The sequence below is a fragment of the Paenibacillus sp. 102 genome, assembly GCF_039549175.1.
GTDB lineage: Bacteria > Bacillota > Bacilli > Bacillales > Bacillaceae_G > Bacillus_A.
The window spans coordinates 1,044,030-1,064,178 of the sequence record NZ_JBCGHT010000001.1 but is presented as its reverse complement, the minus strand read 5'-3'; the positions used below and the strand labels follow the sequence as shown (position 1 = coordinate 1,064,178).

Genomic DNA, 20,149 nt, shown 5'->3' with positions numbered 1-20,149 from the left:
AATAAGCTGTTTGGAACCATAGTTCGACTTAAGACAATGAATAATTTAATGTAAAAGGGTCACCCTTCTATGCATATTGCATGGAAGGGTGGCTCTTTTTATGTTTAAGTTCAATGATAATAGCCTCCCTTAATAACTACGTGTATTCCAAATAGGAAGGATTCATTAAAAAACGCTAAAACTGGCAGTTGAGTGTTATTTTTCAGAACCACTAGTTTTTGAGTGTGTTCGTGCTAGACCTTATAATTCTTAATTTAGATTAAATGGTATATTAATGGTATTTTATTTGTTTTTAATCCCATTAATAGCCTTTTTTATAAAAGAGAGAATTATACTTTAATGACTGAAACAGGCGGATTAACATGTTTATTCAAATAAAAAACATGTTGGCTCGATAATTGCAAGATCATATGGTAAGCCGAACGATGGTGAATGTGCGTTTTTACGGAAGGACAAGGGGGAAGAAAAAGTGAAAAGGAAACCAAGTTTTTTTCAAGCGATTATTCCGATTTTTGCTGTTTTGATTTTGTTGGGGATTGGTTACGGTGTATTTCATTTAAGCGCAGAACCATTATTGATCATTGCTACTATCATAGCTGCAGTCATTGGAAAAAGTTTAGGAGTTTCATGGGAAGAAATGCAAGAGGGAATTGTCGAGAAGACAGCGAAATCTATGCCGGCTATTTTCATTTTGATTACGGTTGGTATATTAATAGGGACGTGGATGGTTTCAGGAACAATTCCAATGATGATGTTTTATGGAATTGAGATGATTAATCCAAACTATTTATTAATAACAACTTTTGTAGTTACAGCCATCGTGTCTGTTTTTACAGGGACGTCATGGGGGGCGGCTGGCACAATTGGAGTAGCAGTTATGGGAATTGCGGCGGTACAAGGTGTATCCCTACCAGTTACGGCAGGAGCAGTTGTAGCGGGCGCCTATTTCGGTGATAAGCTTTCGCCGTTTTCAGATACAACAAATTTAGCTCCGGCGGCGGCTGGTAGTAACATTTATGACCATATTAAGCATATGCTGTACACGACAGTTCCAGCGGCATTAATAGGCTTAATCGTTTATTTTATCGTTGGTAAGTCGGCCTACACAAACAATACGGTCAGTCAAGAACAAATTGAACTGATAACATCCACATTAACGACTATGTTTGATTGGAATGTACTGCTAATTCTTCCGGTTCTTATCGTCCTTGTCGGTTCAATCAAAAAGTATCCGACCATTCCGGTTATGCTCATTTCATCTGTTACAGCTATCATAATAGGATTTGTTTTTCAATCGATTTCATTGGAAAATGTATTTTTGGCCACTGTAAAAGGGTTTAATGTCAGTATGGTGACAGTAAGCGGTTTTGATCCAACAACAGCACCGGAAGCAGTGCAGAATCTTTTAAATCGTGGTGGGATGAATTCGATGATGGGGACGACCCTCATCGCTTTTTGTTCATTTGCGTTTGCAGGTGTCATTAGTAAAATTGGCTGTTTAGATGTTGTGCTTGAGAAAATTAATAAAAAAGCGAAATCTACAGGCAGTTTAATTTTAGCAACTGTATTATCTTGTATTACAATGGCTATTACGACAGGGAGCTCTTATTTGTCGATTTTAATTCCTGGTGAATTATTCAAAAATGTCTATGCAGAAAGAGGCTTGCACCCGAAAAATTTATCAAGGACATTAGAGGATTCCGGAACAGTTGTTGTTCCGCTTATACCTTGGTCGATGGCAGGTGTCTATATGTCCAGTACTTTGGGTGTACCGGTTATTGAATATTTACCGTGGGCAGTAATGTGTTATCTCGGATTTATTATAGCCATCATTTATGGATATACAGGGCTTACGATTGAAAAAATTAATAATTCTTCCAATGATAAAGAAATGGACAAAGATGTCCAATATAGAATATAAAAAATATTTATAGGAGGCATCATGATGTTACAACTAATCAAAAATACAGAACTTTATGCACCACAATATAAAGGGAAAAAAGATATACTAACAGTAAATGATCGTATCGTGAAAATAGAGGACGAGATTAATATAACAGGCATTGGCATTCAAGTGGTTGACGGCACAAATACAAAGTGCATACCTGGAATTATTGATCGCCATGTGCATATTACAGGTGGCGGTGGAGAAGGGGGTTTTGCATCAAGTACACCTGAAGTTCAAATCAGCACGATTATTCAGCAAGGTATCACTACTGTTGTTGGATTATTAGGTACAAATGATTTGGCGAGGAATACAAAAAACTTACTAGCTAAAGCGAAAGCACTAAGAGAAGAAGGACTAAATGCATACATTTTAACAGGGGGATATGGTTATCCTCCAAATACTATAACGGATGATATAAGAGATGATATTATGTATTTTAATGAAGTGCTTGGCTTGAAACTCGCAATTGAGGATCATCGTTCTTCATATGTCATGAAAGAAGAACTGAAGAGATTGGCTGCCCATGTTAGAGTGGCATCTATGCTTTCAAAAAAGCATGGATTTATTCACTTGCATATGGGGAATGGACAAGGGCTATACGAGATGATTTATGAAATACTAAATGAAACGGATTTGCCTATCAGTCTTTTTAGTCCTACTCATATTAACCGAAATACCCGTCTATTAGATGCTTCGATCGAATTTGCCAAACGGGGTGGCTTGGTCGATATTACGTCCAATATCAATTTGGTGACGGAAGGGAAAACGATCACACCTAGTAAGGCACTTGTACATTTACTCAATCATGGGGTTGACATCGATCAAATCACTATTAGCTCCGATGCACATGGGAGCATGCCCGTTTTTGATGAAAATGGCCAATTCATTGGCCTCGAAGTTGCCGGTTTTGAACCGACTCTACATACTTTGAGAGACTTGGTCAACCAAGAAGGATTGCCAATCGATCAAGCGCTAAGACCGTTTACAATGAATCCCGCTAAGGGATTGGGCATTAGTCATGAACGAGGTGTTATCGTAGAGAATGGGTATGCTGATCTTGTTTTATTAGATGAAAAGTTACATGTTCGGGATGTGTTTGTGGGCGGAATCCCATTCATGAAAAATTACGAGATTGTTAAAAAAGGAATGTTTGAATAAAAACTGTAAAAAGGGGATGAATCAAAATATTTTGATTCATCCCCTTGATTATAGGATTAGTTAAAGCGTAATCTCCTAGTAGTAACAAGATTCCCCGGTGTCTATATTGAATTTCTAGGGCGCTTTGTTCTTTCCTAGACATAAAGGGAGTTTTCTTTCATAATGGTAAACAGAAAATTTGGATTCGACCGTGCAAAGAGGGAGAAAAAGATGAAAGAATTAATCGTGATTTCATTAGGGGTTAATACATTACACAGTGTTATAGAGCAGGTTACACGCTATATAGGAAAAGAAATCAAAATAAGAGGATATTCTATAGAAGAAGGATTTGACGAAGAGTTTTCTGGGAAAGTTGTGCTAATGACGGGAGACCCTGTATTACGGATTGTATCTGACAAAATCCGAGATGCCTCAAAAGTCATTGTTGCAAGAAGGGCTTTACGATACGAAAATATTGAACAGTTGTTTACATTAAAAGAAAAAATGCGAGTTTTATTGGTTAATGATTCAAAAGAAAGCTGTCTGGAAACAATTCAGCAACTACAAGGGCATGGTTTTCAATCCCTTTCCCTTTTTCCATATTATCCGGGGATCAAAACATATGAATCGTGTTCGATAGCCATTACTCCGGGAGAACGTCATCTTGTGCCAAATGGTATAGGGCAAGTTATTGACATTGGAAGTAGACAGGTAGATATTACAACCGTAACGGAAGTCATGAGTGAATTAAACCTTTTATCGCAAAGGGGGGCGGTAGCCTCTTCAGAGTTTGTAAGTGAAATTATTGGATTGACGAAATATTTGTCCGTATTAAATCATAAGCTAGATCACTCTAATCTTTTACTAAAAACGATTTTTGATAAATTTCCAAAAGCATTATTATTTTGCGATGATGAAGGGATGATTACATATTTTAATGCGAAAACAAAATTAATGTTTGATGGCTATTCGTTATTGAATGCTAATATAAAAGACTTTCTAGGTCGGGAATTTAAGTTGCAATCAACGTACAGTCATAAAGATGAAATTTTTGTTTTACATAATCATACATATATCGCTTTCATTGATAAAGTTGAAAAAGATGGAGAGACCATTTGTTATCTGATAGAGTTTGAAAACTACGATACGTTCAAACAAATTGATACAGTTATTCGTTCGAAATTAAAGAATAAGAAATTTATTGCTAACTATAACTTTACTCATCTATACTCACGAAGCGCTCCAATGATAAAGACGTTGGAGCTTGCCAAAAAAATGGCTCAGCGGAATGCAACCGTTCTTATTCAAGGAGAAAGCGGTACAGGAAAAGAGTTATTAGCGCAAGCTATTCACAATGCTTCATCCCGTGCTGGTCAGCCATTTGTCGCTGTTAATTTTGCGGCCCTTTCGGCTTCCATATTAGAAAGTGAGCTGTTCGGGTATGAAGAAGGAGCGTTTACGGGCGCCAAAAAGGGTGGAAAAAGAGGATTGTTCGAAGAAGCACACGAAGGAACGATTTTTATGGATGAGATTGGAGACGTACCTCTTGATTTACAAGTGAAGCTATTGAGGGTGTTGCAAGAAGGAGTAATTCGAAGAGTCAGTGGAAATGAGCAAGTTCCCATTGATGTTCGTATTATTGCTGCGACAAATGTAAACCTAGAAGAAAAAGTGCAGGAAGGAACATTTAGACAAGATTTATATTATCGATTAAATGTCCTTCCGCTTCAAACCTTACCGCTTAGGGAAAGACGAGAAGATATTTTACTATTGCTACACCATTACATTAACAAGTTCAGTAATGATGAGGTCTATCATGTAAAGGAGTACATAGAAAAAGACACAATCGAGTTTTTGCAGCATCATCCATGGCCAGGAAATGTTCGGGAGCTTATCAATGTCGTGGAGTATATGTTGAATGTGAAAATGCCTGATCAAAAAATTCAAATAAGTGATTTGCCTCATTATTTGTTAAAAGAAGCAGAAAATCAAAAAAGACCGGAAATAAAACATTTGTCTAAAAGTATGTTGTCAGAAGAAGAACAAGTGCTATTCATTATTTATTTGAAATTTGGAATTGGTCGACGGAAAATTGTATTAGAGCTTGCCCGTAAAGGCGTGAATATGGGAGAAGGGAAAGTGAAGAGCATCATTGAGAGGCTCCGAGTCCAACAATTGATTCAGGTAAATAGAGGGATTAGAGGATGCACTGCAACAGAAGAAGGAAAGGCATATATTAACCGGATTTTGCTACAAACATAATTTAGAAGTATAGAGGCGTTTTATTTTTAAAATTAAAGGATTAAGCAACTAGCGGTAGAAGAGAAATTTGGTACGAAGTTACGTAAGTAATCAGCCTTTTCTATTTATCCCGCTATTCGTGGGCGGTAATACTCCCGCCTCAAAATTCGACAGAAGTAAAGAAGTTAGGTGGGAGATAAACTGCTCGTAAAAGCCTGATTGGTGAGGGCTAATAATCAGTGGGGGATGAAGAAAACCCCCACTGATTAAAATTTCACTTTATAACTAGGTTCTTGCCGCTTTTCTTTCCGTAAACACCTCATCTGCATAAGAGGGATACAGAGCTGAAAATGAAGTGATTATTAGAAATATAATTTTAAAAAAGTATTATTAATGGGGGACACCTTGCATCTTTCCCTCGAATGTAGTACATTAATTTTAGTTTAACAAAATGAAAGACGATGATAAGGAAAAGTAGTATATACTATAATCCATAGCGAGTCAGGGACGGTGAGAGCCTGATGAGGCGGTATATGTGAAGAACACCTTGGAGTTGCTAACCGAAATTGAAGCTTGTATTCAAGAGTAGACTTAGACGGGAAGCCGGCCTGTTACAAACCGGGAAGTATGTATTACATACGAGTTAAAGTTGGTCTTTATGACAAATTGGGTGGTACCGCGAAGTTTAACCTTTCGTCCCTTTATGGATGAAAGGTTTTTTTGTATTTAAATATAGGAAAAGGAGCAATTCAATATGGAAAACACATTAGTAAAAAGTCTGTATAGAGATACAGAAAAATATGTTGATCAAAAAGTACAAGTATCGGGTTGGATTCGTAACCTACGTGATTCAAAAGCATTTGGTTTCATTGAATTAAACGATGGTAGTTTTTTCAAAAGCGTTCAAATCGTTTTCGATACAGAGTTAGAAAACTTTAAAGAAATTGCAAAGCTTCCACTCAGCTCTTCAGTTGCAGTTGAGGGAATTCTTATCGCAACACCAGGAGCGAAGCAGCCATTTGAAATTAAAGCGGACAAAATTACAATTGAAGGCTTATCAGATTCTGATTACCCACTTCAAAAGAAACGTCATACATTTGAATACTTACGTACAATCGCTCATTTACGTCCAAGAACAAATGCATTCTCTGCAACATTCCGAGTGCGTTCTATCGCAGCGTTTGCGATTCACCAATTCTTCCAAGAACGTGGATTCGTACATGTTCATACACCAATTATCACGGGTAGTGATACAGAAGGTGCGGGCGAAATGTTCCGTGTAACAACGCAAGACTTAAACAACGTGCCAAAAGGTGAAGACGGACAAGTTGATGAATCAAAAGACTTCTTCGGTAAAGAAACAAACTTAACAGTAAGTGGACAACTTAATGCTGAAGCTTATGCATTAGCGTTCCGTGATGTATACACATTCGGACCTACATTCCGTGCAGAAAATTCAAACACAACTCGCCACGCAGCTGAGTTCTGGATGGTTGAGCCTGAGATTGCATTTGCTGAATTAGGCGATGTAATGGATCTTACAGAAGATATGCTGAAATATGCAATGAAATACGTATTAGAGCATGCACCAGAAGAAATGGAATTCTTCAACAGCTTCGTTGATAAAACAGTTCTAGAGCGCATGAACAACGTAATTAACTCTGACTTCGGTCGTATCACATACACAGAAGCAATTAAAGTGCTTCAAGAATCAGGTGCAGACTTCAAATACCCGGTAGAATGGGGTATTGACTTACAAACAGAGCACGAAAGATACTTATCAGAGGAAATCTTCAAACGCCCTGTATTCGTAACTGACTATCCGAAAGACATTAAAGCGTTCTACATGCGTATGAACGATGACGGTAAAACAGTAGCTGCTACTGACCTTCTAGTTCCTGGCATCGGCGAATTAATCGGCGGTAGCCAACGTGAAGAAAGAATGGACGTTTTAGTAGACAGAATTAAAGAATTAGGCATGAATGAAGAAGACTACTGGTGGTACTTAGAACTTAGAAAATACGGCGGTACAAAACACGCTGGATTCGGTCTAGGTTTCGAACGTTTCCTAATGTATATCACTGGTATGGCAAACATCCGTGACGTAATTCCATTCCCAAGAACTCCAGGTTCTTCGGAGTTTTAAGATATGCAAAAAGAGAGAGGGAAATCCTCTCTCTTTTTTGTGCTGTATACTTTCTTATTTCTAAGTAAAAAGTAACAAAAAGGGGTGAATGAAATGGGTAAAAAAGTAAAAAAAGATCCTTCAAGAGCAAGCCTCGGTTCTTCGCAAGTTGAAGGACAAGGAACTACAACATACGAAACTGGTTCTCATAAAATACCTTCATCAAATAAGAGACAAAAGCGTAGTTAAGCATAAAAAGGGGAGTCGTGTTGACTCCCCTTTTTATTAAGGATTCTTTTCTCTTTGTTTAGTTCATTCTTATATTGTCGATACTAAAAAATAGCTATTTTTTCAATAAACGAAACGCCTTCTCTGTATTCGCAAAGTGAAGTTTCACAAACTCAGGTAGTCGTTCTTTTCCTAGTTTTTGAATTAATTTCGCTGCGGCGATATCAACTTGCTTGCCTGCTCCTTTCGGAAGTGGCATACCCGCTTTTTTGCTTAATTCATCAAACTGTTTTACGAATGAGTAGCGAGCTAAAATCGAAGCTGCTGCAACTGCTAAATGGACACTTTCGCCTTTGGTTGCAAAATACACATTTTCACGCTGTACCTGTTTTTGTTTTGCTAAATATTTATAATATGTATCTGGTTGCGTAAATTGGTCGATTAAAATGCCCTCTGGCTGTGTTGGTGCAATCTTTGCTAGTAAGTTTGTGATGGCTTTATTGTGTAAGAGTGCTTTTAGTTTACCTTGGTTATTTCCTTTATCGAACAGCTCATTATACTTTTCATTATGTAAAACGAGAGAACTGTAAGGAACAACGGCAAGGAGCTGTTTTGCGATTTCAGCAATTTGAGCATCATTTAAGTTTTTTGAATCTTTTACACCGAGTTCTTTTAATAATGGAATTTGCTTTGCATCGACATATACAGCAACAACCGTCATTGGTCCAAAGAAATCTCCAGTACCAACTTCGTCTGATCCAAGAATAGACATCGTACCGATAGAAGCTGGGGGCGCAAAACGATGTGCATCTACTGTTTTTTTGACTGAAGATTTCGGTACTTGAGAAACATTTTGCCAGCGGGCAGATTCTTCCATAGCACGTCCACCTTGAAACATAACTTTACCGGACTTATAGGCTGTAATGGTACAAGATGGGACTTTTGCCATAAAGACACCGCCTTGCGGGACTTTGGGTGCAATTGCTTGTTTATACTGTTGTTTCATATCTTCAATTGTTGCAGGATTTGTTTGGATTACGATAGAATTTGACAAGGTAGTCACTCCTTTTTCTATATTGTTATTTTTATCATATCGGATTGTTCTTTCTGTTTCCATATTATGATGGTTCATGGTATGATAAACTTTAGGATTCTGTACGTGATTGGAGGCCGGTGAGTTGTCACAACAAAAGGGAAATAAAAGTCGAATTAATGTAGAAATCTATGGTCAACAATATTCAGTTGTTGGCGATGAAAGTACAAGTCATATCCGCATGGTAGCAGCGATTGTGGATGATAAAATGCGCGAACTCAATGCCAAGAATCCTTCGCTTGATACGAGTAGACTAGCGGTATTGACGGCGGTAAACGTCATACACGATTACATAAAATTAAAAGAAGAACATGAAAAATTGAAAGAAAGTATGACAAAAAAAGGAATGGAATAACATGATTGATATTATTATCATTTTGTTGCTTGTTATGGGATTTTTCCTCGGTTTAAGAAGAGGGTTTATCCTGCAACTTGTAAAGTTAACAAGCTTTATTATCGCATACCTTGTTGCATACTGGTACTGCAAAGATTTAGCGCCAGCGCTTGAGAAATTTATTCCGTATCCATTTGATAAGAACGTATCCGTTCCAGAATGGATTGATGCGAATAATATCGAAGCAGTATTCTATCAAGCAATTGCATTTATTGTACTATTTATTATTACAAAAATCGCACTGTCATTGCTTGGGAATTTGCTGAATATGTTTACAGAAATCCCAGTTTTAAAACAGGTAAATGCGTTTGCTGGGGCGCTTCTTGGCTTTTTGGAAGTGTATATTATTTTGTTTGTCTTAATTATTGTGGGAACAATTCTTCCGATTGAACAAGTACAAACACCATTACAAAAATCATCAATTAGCAAAATAATTGTAGACGATACACCGATTCTTTCTGAAAAGGTGAAGGAACTATGGCAGACTGGTAGCAGAGTATAACTTCTCTTTTTTCGGAAAGAGGAGTTTTTTTCTATGAAAGAAAGGCGGGGTAATAATGAAAGTGAATAAAAAACAAGTGATTCAATTACTAGAGACAATCGGCCTTTTTATGGAATTAAAGGGCGAGAATCCATTTAAAATATCAGCATTTCGTAAAGCGGCAGCAGCATTAGAAAGTGATGATCGTAGTCTTTCTGAAATTGAAGATTTCACAAAGATTCCAGGAATCGGAAAAGGAACAGCAGCAGTTATTCAAGAATATATTGAAGGCGGAACATCAGAAGTATTGCAGGAGCTTGAAAAGGAAGTGCCGAGCAGCCTATTACCATTACTGAAGTTACCAGGGCTTGGTGGTAAAAAAGTAGCAAAGCTGTACAAAGAGCTTGGTATTATTGATGTGGAAACATTGCAAAAAGCTTGTGAAGAAAATAAAGTACAGGCACTTGCGGGATTCGGTAAGAAAACGGAAGAGAAAATATTAGAAGCAATCGCTCAAGTTGGTTCTCGTCCAGAACGCTTACCGATTGCGATGGTCCTACCTATTGCCGGGGAAATAGAAGAGAAATTGTCGAATATACAGGGAATTGTTCGATTCTCTCGCGCTGGTAGCCTGCGCCGCGTTCGTGAAACGGTGAAAGATTTAGATTTTATTATCGCAACGACAGAACCAGCAACGGTACGTGAGCATTTACTGCAGTTTGATAATATGATTGAAGTCATTGCAAGTGGAGATACAAAAGTATCGGTTCGTTTGCAATATGAATACGATATTTCAATTGATTTCCGTCTTGTAAAACCTGAAGAATTTATTACAACGCTTCATCATTTTACAGGTTCAAAAGATCATAACGTAAGAATGCGTCAAATTGCGAAAGATAACGGTGAAAAGATTAGTGAGTACGGCGTGGAAAACTTAGAAACAGGTGAAGTGAAGACGTTTGAAACAGAAGAAGCATTCTTTGCTCATTTTGGTCTGCCATTTATCCCGCCAGAAGTACGTGAAGACGGAAAAGAGATTGAATTAATTACAGAATATCCGAATTTAATTCAGTTCTCTGATATACAAGGTGATTTACATATGCATACAACATGGAGTGATGGCGCTTTTTCGATTGAAGAAATGGTACAAGCGTGTCGCGGGCGTGGGTATAAATTTATGGCAATTACCGACCACTCTCAATACTTGAAAGTAGCAAACGGTTTAACGAAAGAGCGTCTTCGTGAACAAGGAAAAGAGATTGAGCGCGTTAATGAAAAATACCCAGATATCACAATTTTACGCGGAATTGAAATGGATATTTTACCAGATGCAACGCTTGATTTTGATGATGAAGTATTAGCAGAGCTTGATTATGTAATCGGTGCAATTCACTCTAGCTTCTCACAAGACCGTGAAACGATTATGAAACGCTTGCGTAAAGCGGTTGAAAATAAGCACGTTACAATGATTGCCCATCCGACAGGTCGTCTTCTTGGACGCCGCGAAGGGTACGATGTAGATACAGATTTACTGATTGAACTCGCAAAAGAAACAGATACAGTTTTAGAATTAAATGCGAATCCGAACCGTTTAGATTTAAGCGCGAAGCTACTCAAGCAAGCGCAAGATGCTGGTGTGAAAGTAGCGATTAATACGGATGCGCATACACTTGAGATGTTAGAAGATATGGAAACCGGTGTAGCGGCAGCACGTAAAGGCTGGATTCAAAAAGATACCGTGATTAACACATGGGATATTGAACGTTTATTAGACTATGTGAAACGGAATAAGTAACACAAGGGGGACGTGCAACTATGTTAGAACGAACGTTGCGTGTATTAGAATATAACAAAGTAAAAGAACAATTACTTGAGCATACTGCTTCTTCACTTGGACGTGATAAAGTGAAAAACCTTGTTCCAAGTACAGATTTTGAAGAAATTGTAGAAATGCAAGAAACAACGGATGAAGCAGCAAAAGTAATTCGCTTAAAAGGGCATGTACCACTTGGGGGGATTTTTGATATTCGTCCAAATGTAAAACGTGCAAAAATTGGAAGTATGTTAAGTCCACATGAATTAATTGATATCGCAAGTACAATGTACGGTAGTCGTCAAATGAAACGATTTATTGAAGAAATGGTTGATAATGGCGTAGAACTTCCAATTTTAGAAACGCGTGTCGCACAAATTGTTTCTTTATACGATTTAGAAAAGAAAATTACGAATTGTATCGGAGATGGTGGCGAAGTAGTTGATAGTGCAAGTGATAAACTGCGTGGCATTCGTAACCAAATTCGTACTGCAGAAAGCCGTATTCGTGAGAAACTTGAAAATATGACGCGATCTTCTAATGCACAGAAGATGTTATCAGATGCGATTGTAACGATTCGGAATGATCGCTATGTAATTCCTGTAAAGCAGGAATATCGCGGTGTATATGGCGGTATCGTTCATGATCAATCAGCTTCTGGACAAACGTTATTTATTGAGCCACAAGTCATCGTGGAACTAAATAACGCTTTGCAAGAAGCACGTGTGAAAGAAAAACAAGAAATAGAACGCATCTTAATGATGTTAACAGAAGAAGTGGCAGTAGAAGCTGATACGGTATTAGCGAATGTAGAAGTGATTGCTGAACTTGATTTCATTTTTGCAAAAGCACTTTATGCGAAGCGAATCAAAGCTACAAAGCCAATTGTAAATAATGATCGCTATATGGATTTAAGACAAGCACGTCATCCACTTATCGATCCTAAAATTATTGTGCCAAATAATATTATGCTCGGTAAAGACTTCACAACGATTGTTATTACAGGACCGAATACAGGTGGTAAGACAGTTACATTAAAAACAGTCGGTATCTGTGTCTTAATGACGCAATCAGGGCTTCATATTCCAGTAATGGATGAATCAGAGATTTGTGTGTTTAAAAACATCTTTGCCGATATCGGTGATGAACAATCGATCGAACAGAGCTTAAGTACGTTCTCCTCTCATATGGTGAACATTGTAGATATTTTAGAAAAAGCTGATTTTGAAAGCTTAGTATTATTCGACGAATTAGGTGCTGGGACAGACCCACAAGAAGGGGCTGCACTTGCAATTTCAATCTTAGATGAAGTATGTAACCGTGGGGCACGCGTTATTGCAACGACGCACTATCCAGAGCTCAAAGCATATGGCTACAATCGTGAACAAGTTATTAATGCGAGTGTTGAATTTGATGTAAATACATTAAGTCCAACGTATAAGTTATTAATCGGTGTACCAGGACGCAGTAATGCTTTTGAAATTTCAAAACGTCTTGGATTATCGGATCGCGTAATTGATCGTGCTCGGAATCACATTGGAACAGATACAAATAAAATCGAAAATATGATTGCGAAGTTAGAAGAAAGCCAAAAAAATGCAGAGCGTGAATGGAATGAAGCAGAAGAGCATCGGAAACAATCTGAAAAGCTTCATCGTGAATTACAACGTCAAATTATTGAATTTAACGATGAGCGCGATGAGAGATTATTAAAAGCGCAAAAAGAAGGGGAAGAAAAAGTCGAAGCTGCGAAAAAAGAAGCAGAAGGCATCATTCACGAACTTCGTCAGTTGCGTAAAGCTCAGCTTGCAAACGTGAAAGATCATGAGCTCATTGAAGCGAAAAGTCGCTTAGAAGGGGCTGCGCCAGAGCTTGTGAAAAAACAAAAAGTAAACGTGAAAAACACAGCGCCAAAACAACAATTACGAGCAGGCGACGAAGTAAAAGTGTTAACGTTCGGCCAGAAGGGACAGCTGCTGAAAAGAGTAAGCGATACAGAGTGGAACGTACAAATCGGTATTCTGAAAATGAAAGTAAAAGAATCGAATATGGAGTACATTAATACACCACAACAAACCGAGAAAAAGGCAGTCGCGACTGTTAAGGGAAGAGACTATCACGTTTCTTTAGAACTTGACCTTCGCGGTGAGCGCTTTGAAAATGCGATGATGCGTGTAGAAAAATATCTAGACGATGCACAGCTTGCGAGCTATCCACGCGTATCCATCATTCACGGGAAAGGAACCGGAGCACTTCGCCAAGGTGTACAAGATTACTTGAAAAAACACCGCGGCGTGAAAAACTTCCGCTACGGTGATATGGGCGAGGGAGGCCTCGGCGTAACAGTTGTCGAATTAAAATAGCAAAAAACCAAGCAAAAGGGGTAAACACTATGTTTATGGACAAACTTGCAAAAGTGTTGTTAGCTTGTTGCGGCATATTTTTTGTGATTGGGGTTATTTATTTAGTGGTTTTTGCGAAGTAAGAGAGCGTCAATCTCAGCATGATTACACCGCCTGAGATTGACGCTTTTTCTTTTCGGATAATCTATAAGAAAAAAGGAACAGACAATGAAAATTAACCAATTTATAAGTGAAGTATTATCCTGCTCAAGACGAGAAACAGATCGCCTCATTAAAGCAGGCCGCGTGGCGATTAATGGTGAGATTTGTACGCATGGCGTGATTGTTACGTCTGATGATATCGTAACAATTGATGGAGAAATAGTTGAAAAAGCGAACAAAGAAAAAATCTATATCGCCTTCCATAAACCAGTGGGAGTTACTTGTACTGCTGCGGAACATATTGAAAACAATATTATTGATTATATTAATCACTCCGAGAGAATCTTTCCAGTTGGTCGTTTAGATAAAGCGTCAGAAGGGTTGATTTTATTAACGAATGATGGGGCGATTGCCAATCAAATTTTACACGGAGATCATGAGCACGAAAAAGAATATATTGTAACGGTTGATAAGCCATTTACAGATTGGTTTATTGACAGCATGTCCCGTGGCGTGAAGATTAAAGACGGGATGACGAAACCTTGTAAAGTGACAAGAGTAGATGGATCGACATTTCGAATTGTTTTAACGCAAGGAATGAATAGGCAAATTCGCCGAATGAGCAGAGCATGTGGATATACAGTGACGAAATTAAAGCGCGTAAGAATTATGAATATTAAGCTTGATGGGTTACGGGCCGGAGAGTGGCGAAACCTCACCGAGCAAGAGTTGCGAGAACTATTGAAACAATTATAAGAGAAGAAGGGCTATGCTCTTTTTCTTTTTTATTTTTGTCAGAAAAAATAAAACTATTGATTTTTTTAAAAATAGCCCATATAATAAAAAACAACAAGATTCGACAAGATATTTTATAAAAGTAATGATGAGGACATGAGCTATTTTTTACGATTCTCAGAGAGGGAAGCCTTAGGCTGTGAGCTTCCTAATACGAAAAGATACACTTACCACCTCTAAACTTCAAGAGTGAACTGCATGATGCATTGTAATTCTTGGCGGATAAAACCGTTATCAATTTACACGAGCTATAAAATGAGTTTGTTTTGTTATAGATTCATTTTATTAGAATAAGGGTGGAACCACGATTTCAACACTCGTCCCTTTGTTAGGGACGGGTGTTTTTTGCGTTCTTTTTTATAGGGAAGTAGGATGGAAAGAGGAAATGTAACGAGTTTTTATTTCTGAATATTTTGTCTATTTATCAATTTTTAGGAGGTAGATTGAAATGAAATCATCTTTAAAATTATCTGAGATGTTTGCAATAAGCTTAATGTTATTTGCGTTATTCTTCGGTGCAGGAAACATGATTTTCCCGCCAGCATTAGGACAAGGTGCTGGAACAGATGTATGGATTTCATTGTTTGGTTTTGTTATTACAGGTGTAGGGCTTCCTTTACTAGGGGTCATCGCCATTGCGTTAAAAGGAGATATTAATAAACTCGCAGGTCGCGTGCATCCGGTATTTGCACTTATTTTCATCGTTGCGATTTATTTATGCTTAGGTGTATTTGTAAGTGTACCACGTACAGGAACTGTTGCTTATGAAATGGCAGTTGCTCCATTTTTATCAAGTTCAGTAGCTGGTGGGGCATACCCACTCGTTATTTTTACATTTATTTTCTTTGCAGTTACTTTCTACTTAGCGTTAAATCCTTCAAAATTAGTAGGACGCATTGGGAAAGTACTGACACCAATTTTATTAGCTATAATTGCAATTATTGTTATTAAAGCACTTATTACACCGATGGGTGAGTTTGGAGCACCGACAGAAACATACAAAGATCCACTTTTCAAAGGGTTTATTGATGGATATTTAACTTTAGATGGATTAGCAGCACTTGTTTTCGGAAATGTAGTTATCAATACTTTAAAAGGAAAAGGAATTACAAACAAGAAAAGTATTGCGAAAGTAACAATCTTTGCAGGGATTATTGCGGCGATTGGTTTACTGATTATTTACTTAGCACTTGCTTATCTAGGTGCTTCTAGTGTTTCACTTGGTATGGGGGAAAACGGCGGTGTTATTTTAACAAACGTTGTTCATCATTTATTTGGTAGTTACGGTACATTACTACTTGGCGTAGCAATTGCAGCTGCATGTTTAACAACTTCAGTTGGGATTGTCGCAGCTTGTGGAGAATATTTCTCAGCATTATTACCAAAGCTTTCTTATCAAAAAGTTGTTTTCATCTTCTGCGTATTAGCATTTATGGTAGCAAACCTTGGTTTAACACAGTTAAATGCATTAGCGTTACCAATCTTAATTGCAATCTATCCAATTGGAATCGTGTTAATCGTATTATCACTCATTGAAAATTACATTCGTATTCCGCTAGCGATGTATGTGGGTGGTATTGTAGGAGCGTTTGTTATTAGCTTTTTCGATGGTTTAAATAATGCACACATTCAAATTGCGGCGCTCGCACCTATTTTAGAAAAAGTGCCGCTTTATAGTGTAGGAATTGGGTGGTTAATTCCAGGAATGATAGGTATGTTTGTTGGGTATGTTGTTTCTGTTTTTCAGAAGCAGGAAATTGTTGTCGAGAAATAGTTATATAGAACAGTTGCACTAGATGATGAGCTAGTTGTACTAGCAAAGCAATAATATGGTATAGTGAAACGAGGCTGTTTTTTCAGTCTCGTTTTTTAAATGCTTCCTATAACTAGAAAGCATTCAAATGGAAAGGAAGACATTACATGCGATCAGAAGTAACTGTAAAGATAAAACCGAAATTTATAAAAGAAATTAAAAGTGGTTATCCGCTTATTTTAAAAGATGCAATTCAAAACTTAAAAGATATAGGTGAAGAGGGGGCAATCATCAAAATTGTTGATGAGAAGAACCAATTTCTTGGAAAAGGATACTACGGAAAACAAAATAAAGGATACGGCTGGATTTTAACGCGAAAAGAGCAAGAGAACATTGATCAAGCTTTCTTTGAAAGAAAAATCAAATCGGCGCTACATAAACGAAAAGGTTTTTACAAATCGAATGATACAACAGCATTTCGCGTTGTAAATGGTGAAGGCGATGGACTAGGCGGTTTAATCATTGATTATTACGATGGCTATTATGTAATTAGCTGGTATAGCGAAGGGATTTATTCATTCAAAGATGAGATCATTGGAGCTCTTCAAAAAGTAGCAAACTTTAAAGGAATCTACCAGAAGAAGCGTTTTGATACAAAAGGAAAGTATATTGAAGAAGATGACTTTGTTGCTGGAGAACGCGGTGAGTTCCCAATCATTGTGAAAGAAAACGGTGTAAACTTTGCGGTGTATTTAAATGATGGAGCAATGGTCGGCGTATTTTTAGATCAGCGTAACGTTAGAAAACAAATTCGTGATACATATGCAAAGGGAAAAACAGTATTAAATATGTTCTCTTATACAGGCGCTTTCTCTGTATTCGCAGCGCTTGGCGGGGCTGCAAAAACAACAAGTGTGGATCTGGCGAATCGTAGTTTAAGTAAAACAATTGAACAATTTAGTGTGAACGGTATTGACTACGAAGCGCAAGATATTATCGTAGAAGACGTATTCCATTACTTTAAATACGCGGCGAAGAAACAAATGAAATTTGATATGGTTGTACTAGACCCACCAAGTTTCGCACGTTCGAAAAAATATACATTTAGTGCAGCAAAAGACTATAAAGATCTATTAAAAGAAACAATCGCAATTACAGAAAATAATGGTATCATTGTTGCTTCCACAAATTGTAGTACATTTGATATGAAAAAGTTTAAAGGATTTATCGACACGGCATTTAAAGAAATGAACGGTAAATACAAAATATTAGAAGAACATTCACTGCCGGAAGATTTCCGTACAATCGATCAATTCAAAGAAGGTAACTATTTAAAAGTAGTCTTTATCGAAAAAATGAAAGGCTAATGAAAATAGAATAACATCATATCAATTCGAACATAAGAAAAGGAGCTCAATTTCAAATGAGCTCCTTTTCTTATTGAACAATGTTCTGTACTCTGCCAACTTGGCCGTCTTGTAATCGCACTTTAATGCCGTGCGGATGAGATGGTGAGTTTGTTAAAATATCCTTTACAACCCCTCGTGTTAGCTTTCCAGTACGTTGATCTTGTTTTAACACAATATCAACTTCAAGACCTGGTGCTATGTTAGCTCGTTTTTGCCCGTTCATTTACACACCTGTACGTCTACGTTGGTTGTTTGTTTTCTTTGTTTGTTGGTTTTGTAATTTTTTCGTTGCTTGACTTTGGTTTGTATTATTTAATCCATTTCCATTTCCTTGCTTTTTCTTAGCAAGTTGTTCGCGCATTAAATCAGCTAAGCTTACTTTTTTATTTTCTGACATGGTAAAACTCCTTTATATTAGGTTAATTATAAACAATAGTCGTGAATTACATCATAACATTGTTGTGAAAAGAAATGAAGTCAGATTGAATTTTCATATAATTCTTTTCAGTTTTATTTACTTCAGTTACAATTGAATTGTTAATGTTTGTAAAAAAGGGGATAAGAAACATGTCAAATCATATTTTACTAGTAGAAGACGACATTTCAATTCAAGAAATGGTCGAGAAATATTTAACAAAAGAGGATTTTCAAATAACAACCGCATCTGATGGAGAGGAAGGTGTTATGAAATTTTTACAAAGTCAGTTTGATTTAATCATTCTGGATATCATGATGCCAAAATTAGACGGTTTAGAGGTAGTAAGAATCATCCGCGAAAAAAGTGCTGTTCCAATTTTAATGATGTCGGCGAAGGATACAGATGTTGATAAGGCGATCGGCTTAGGCCTCGGAGCAGATGACTACATTTGTAAGCCATTCTCTATGATTGAACTGGCAGCACGGGTAAAGGCAGGCATTCGGAGGTCTACAAAGTATTCAGCCACGCAGCAGAAAGAAGAAATGATTGAGATTGGTGATTTGAAAATCGATCCAATCAACTTTACTGTGCAAAAAAAAGAAAAACAGCTAAAACTAACTTTGAAAGAATTTGAGATTTTAAAACTATTTGTGAAGAATCAAAATCGTGTATTTACAAAAGCGCAAATCTATAATCTTATTTGGAATGAAGAATATTATGGTGATGAGAATGTGATAAATGTTCATATGAGAAGGTTGCGTGAGAAAATTGAAGATGATCCTTCTAATCCAAAATATATTAAAACATTATGGGGCATTGGCTATAAGTTGGAAGTGATGTAGCATGACAGCTCTTTTAATGATCGTTATCCTCATATTGTTGGGGGTTATTTATTTTCAATATAGAATGCAGAAAAGTAAAAGTGCGAATGTACGCTATACATATGAAAAATTACAGGATATTGTAAAGCATCAAACAGGTGAGAAGTTATTAGTTGTGACGGATGATAAAGAGCTACAACAATTATTAGTAGCGATTAATCATTTATTAGATGCAAAACAAAAAACGAATGCTGATCATGCGAAAGTTGAAATTTCGATGAGAAAGATGCTATCTAACATCTCACATGATTTAAAAACACCACTTACGGTTATTCTTGGATATACAGAAATGTTAAATACAGATAAAGCGATGAAAAAAGAAGAACAACAAGCATTGCTAGAAAAGGTACATGTAAAAACTCTAGAAGTTATGGAGCTCATTCATAAATTCTTTGATTTGGCGAAATTAGAATCTGGAGATAAAGCAATTGAAATGACCAAGGTGAATATGAATGAAGTATGCCGAGAAAAGATTTTAACGTTTTATGATTTAGTAACGACAAAAGGGTTTGAGGTACATATCGATATACCAGAGAAAAATATATATGCACTTGGAAATGCAGAAGTATTGGGCCGGGTGTTAAATAATTTAATATCGAATGCGATAGCGTATGGATATGATGGGAAAACATTTGGGATTACATTAAGAGATGATGATAGCTGTGTATATGTTGATGTATGGGACTGCGGCAAAGGAATTGATGAATCTCATATTGATAAAGTATTTGAACGGATGTATACGTTAGAAGATTCGAGGAACCGATTGTATCAAGGTAGCGGTCTTGGACTCACCATCACAAAGCGACTTGTAGAGGTTTTAGGAGGAGAAATTCATCTTTCTAGTAAGCCATATGAGAAGACGGTATTTACAATTGTACTGAAAAAAATGAAGTTTTAGCTTGTAGAAACGGTGATTCTACAAGCTTTTT

The 20,149-nt window shown here is 37.1% G+C and carries 17 protein-coding genes and 2 other annotated features; of the genes, 14 read left to right on the top strand and 3 right to left on the bottom strand.

Annotated elements, in window-relative coordinates:
* The first annotated feature begins 469 nt into the window (after window positions 1–469).
* From nhaC to AAIE21_RS05590, 5 genes are all read left to right on the top strand, one after another.
* Window positions 470–1,921 carry a Na+/H+ antiporter NhaC gene (gene nhaC, locus AAIE21_RS05610; RefSeq protein WP_343265830.1) on the top strand — a complete coding sequence of 484 codons (1,452 nt, stop codon included), beginning with the start codon at window positions 470–472 and terminating at the stop codon, window positions 1,919–1,921.
* Between the two features lie 24 nt (window positions 1,922–1,945).
* Window positions 1,946–3,106 (top strand): beta-aspartyl-peptidase, encoded by a 1,161-nt coding sequence (iadA, locus tag AAIE21_RS05605; protein WP_343265829.1) that lies wholly within the window; start codon window positions 1,946–1,948, stop codon window positions 3,104–3,106.
* 162 nt (window positions 3,107–3,268) lie between these two features.
* Entirely contained in the window at window positions 3,269–5,347 is a 2,079-nt protein-coding gene (locus AAIE21_RS05600) for a sigma-54 interaction domain-containing protein (protein ID WP_343265828.1), read from the top strand.
* Between the two features lie 431 nt (window positions 5,348–5,778).
* Window positions 5,779–6,030 (top strand) — a binding site (T-box leader).
* A 50-nt stretch (window positions 6,031–6,080) separates the two neighbouring features.
* Window positions 6,081–7,472 carry an asparagine--tRNA ligase gene (gene asnS / locus AAIE21_RS05595; protein WP_343265827.1) on the top strand — a complete coding sequence of 464 codons (1,392 nt, stop codon included), beginning with the start codon at window positions 6,081–6,083 and terminating at the stop codon, window positions 7,470–7,472.
* A 93-nt stretch (window positions 7,473–7,565) separates the two neighbouring features.
* Window positions 7,566–7,700 carry a YuzL family protein gene (locus AAIE21_RS05590; RefSeq protein ID WP_343265826.1) on the top strand — a complete coding sequence of 45 codons (135 nt, stop codon included), beginning with the start codon at window positions 7,566–7,568 and terminating at the stop codon, window positions 7,698–7,700.
* Between the two features lie 94 nt (window positions 7,701–7,794).
* On the opposite strand, the gene rnhC is transcribed toward AAIE21_RS05590, so the two are convergent.
* Window positions 7,795–8,733, bottom strand: a complete 939-nt coding sequence (rnhC, locus tag AAIE21_RS05585; RefSeq protein ID WP_343265825.1) for a ribonuclease HIII — start codon at window positions 8,731–8,733, stop codon at window positions 7,795–7,797.
* Between the two features lie 124 nt (window positions 8,734–8,857).
* Between rnhC and zapA the strand changes: the two genes are divergently transcribed.
* From zapA to AAIE21_RS05550, 7 genes are all read left to right on the top strand, one after another.
* Window positions 8,858–9,127: a cell division protein ZapA gene (gene zapA / locus AAIE21_RS05580; RefSeq protein ID WP_000082703.1), complete on the top strand. Its 270-nt coding sequence runs from the start codon at window positions 8,858–8,860 to the stop codon at window positions 9,125–9,127.
* Window position 9,128: 1 nt separating this feature from the next.
* The gene (locus tag AAIE21_RS05575; protein WP_343265824.1) at window positions 9,129–9,668 is read left to right on the top strand and encodes a CvpA family protein; all 540 of its coding nucleotides are present in this window, start codon (window positions 9,129–9,131) and stop codon (window positions 9,666–9,668) included.
* A 55-nt stretch (window positions 9,669–9,723) separates the two neighbouring features.
* On the top strand, window positions 9,724–11,442 hold the full coding sequence (gene polX, locus AAIE21_RS05570; protein WP_343265823.1) for a DNA polymerase/3'-5' exonuclease PolX: 1,719 nt from the start codon (window positions 9,724–9,726) through the stop codon (window positions 11,440–11,442).
* A 20-nt stretch (window positions 11,443–11,462) separates the two neighbouring features.
* Window positions 11,463–13,823 carry an endonuclease MutS2 gene (locus AAIE21_RS05565; RefSeq protein ID WP_343265822.1) on the top strand — a complete coding sequence of 787 codons (2,361 nt, stop codon included), beginning with the start codon at window positions 11,463–11,465 and terminating at the stop codon, window positions 13,821–13,823.
* Between the two features lie 207 nt (window positions 13,824–14,030).
* Window positions 14,031–14,720 carry a 23S rRNA pseudouridine(2604) synthase RluF gene (locus AAIE21_RS05560; RefSeq protein ID WP_343265821.1) on the top strand — a complete coding sequence of 230 codons (690 nt, stop codon included), beginning with the start codon at window positions 14,031–14,033 and terminating at the stop codon, window positions 14,718–14,720.
* Window positions 14,721–14,835: 115 nt separating this feature from the next.
* Window positions 14,836–15,087: a binding site (T-box leader), on the top strand.
* Window positions 15,088–15,207: 120 nt separating this feature from the next.
* Window positions 15,208–16,533, top strand: a complete 1,326-nt coding sequence (gene brnQ6 / locus AAIE21_RS05555) for a branched-chain amino acid transport system II carrier protein BrnQ6 (protein ID WP_343265820.1) — start codon at window positions 15,208–15,210, stop codon at window positions 16,531–16,533.
* A gap of 146 nt (window positions 16,534–16,679) precedes the next feature.
* The gene (locus AAIE21_RS05550; protein WP_343265819.1) at window positions 16,680–17,879 is read left to right on the top strand and encodes a class I SAM-dependent rRNA methyltransferase; all 1,200 of its coding nucleotides are present in this window, start codon (window positions 16,680–16,682) and stop codon (window positions 17,877–17,879) included.
* Window positions 17,880–17,949: 70 nt separating this feature from the next.
* On the opposite strand, the gene AAIE21_RS05545 is transcribed toward AAIE21_RS05550, so the two are convergent.
* Window positions 17,950–18,144 (bottom strand): YwbE family protein, encoded by a 195-nt coding sequence (locus AAIE21_RS05545; protein WP_343265818.1) that lies wholly within the window; start codon window positions 18,142–18,144, stop codon window positions 17,950–17,952.
* Entirely contained in the window at window positions 18,145–18,318 is a 174-nt protein-coding gene (locus tag AAIE21_RS05540; RefSeq protein WP_343265817.1) for a hypothetical protein, read from the bottom strand.
* 170 nt (window positions 18,319–18,488) lie between these two features.
* Here AAIE21_RS05540 and AAIE21_RS05535 point away from each other — a divergent pair, with 170 nt between their 5' ends.
* Window positions 18,489–19,181, top strand: a complete 693-nt coding sequence (locus AAIE21_RS05535; protein ID WP_343265816.1) for a response regulator transcription factor — start codon at window positions 18,489–18,491, stop codon at window positions 19,179–19,181.
* Between the two features lies 1 nt (window position 19,182).
* Window positions 19,183–20,118, top strand: coding sequence for a sensor histidine kinase (locus tag AAIE21_RS05530; RefSeq protein WP_343265815.1), 936 nt, complete (start codon window positions 19,183–19,185; stop codon window positions 20,116–20,118).
* Window positions 20,119–20,149 lie beyond the last annotated feature (31 nt).

Bases quoted from the DNA above. Each gene is read 5' to 3' on its own strand.
- iadA (WP_343265829.1), top strand. From the start codon at position 1,946: ATGTTACAACTAATCAAAAATACAGAACTTTATGCACCACAATATAAA.
- AAIE21_RS05600 (WP_343265828.1), top strand. From the start codon at position 3,269: ATGGTAAACAGAAAATTTGGATTCGACCGTGCAAAGAGGGAGAAAAAG.
- asnS (WP_343265827.1), top strand. From the start codon at position 6,081: ATGGAAAACACATTAGTAAAAAGTCTGTATAGAGATACAGAAAAATAT.
- AAIE21_RS05590 (WP_343265826.1), top strand. From the start codon at position 7,566: ATGGGTAAAAAAGTAAAAAAAGATCCTTCAAGAGCAAGCCTCGGTTCT.
- AAIE21_RS05575 (WP_343265824.1), top strand. From the start codon at position 9,129: ATGATTGATATTATTATCATTTTGTTGCTTGTTATGGGATTTTTCCTC.
- polX (WP_343265823.1), top strand. From the start codon at position 9,724: ATGAAAGTGAATAAAAAACAAGTGATTCAATTACTAGAGACAATCGGC.
- AAIE21_RS05565 (WP_343265822.1), top strand. From the start codon at position 11,463: ATGTTAGAACGAACGTTGCGTGTATTAGAATATAACAAAGTAAAAGAA.
- AAIE21_RS05560 (WP_343265821.1), top strand. From the start codon at position 14,031: ATGAAAATTAACCAATTTATAAGTGAAGTATTATCCTGCTCAAGACGA.
- brnQ6 (WP_343265820.1), top strand. From the start codon at position 15,208: ATGAAATCATCTTTAAAATTATCTGAGATGTTTGCAATAAGCTTAATG.
- AAIE21_RS05550 (WP_343265819.1), top strand. From the start codon at position 16,680: ATGCGATCAGAAGTAACTGTAAAGATAAAACCGAAATTTATAAAAGAA.
- AAIE21_RS05545 (WP_343265818.1), bottom strand. From the start codon at position 18,144: ATGAACGGGCAAAAACGAGCTAACATAGCACCAGGTCTTGAAGTTGAT.
- AAIE21_RS05540 (WP_343265817.1), bottom strand. From the start codon at position 18,318: ATGTCAGAAAATAAAAAAGTAAGCTTAGCTGATTTAATGCGCGAACAA.
- AAIE21_RS05535 (WP_343265816.1), top strand. From the start codon at position 18,489: ATGTCAAATCATATTTTACTAGTAGAAGACGACATTTCAATTCAAGAA.
- AAIE21_RS05530 (WP_343265815.1), top strand. From the start codon at position 19,183: ATGACAGCTCTTTTAATGATCGTTATCCTCATATTGTTGGGGGTTATT.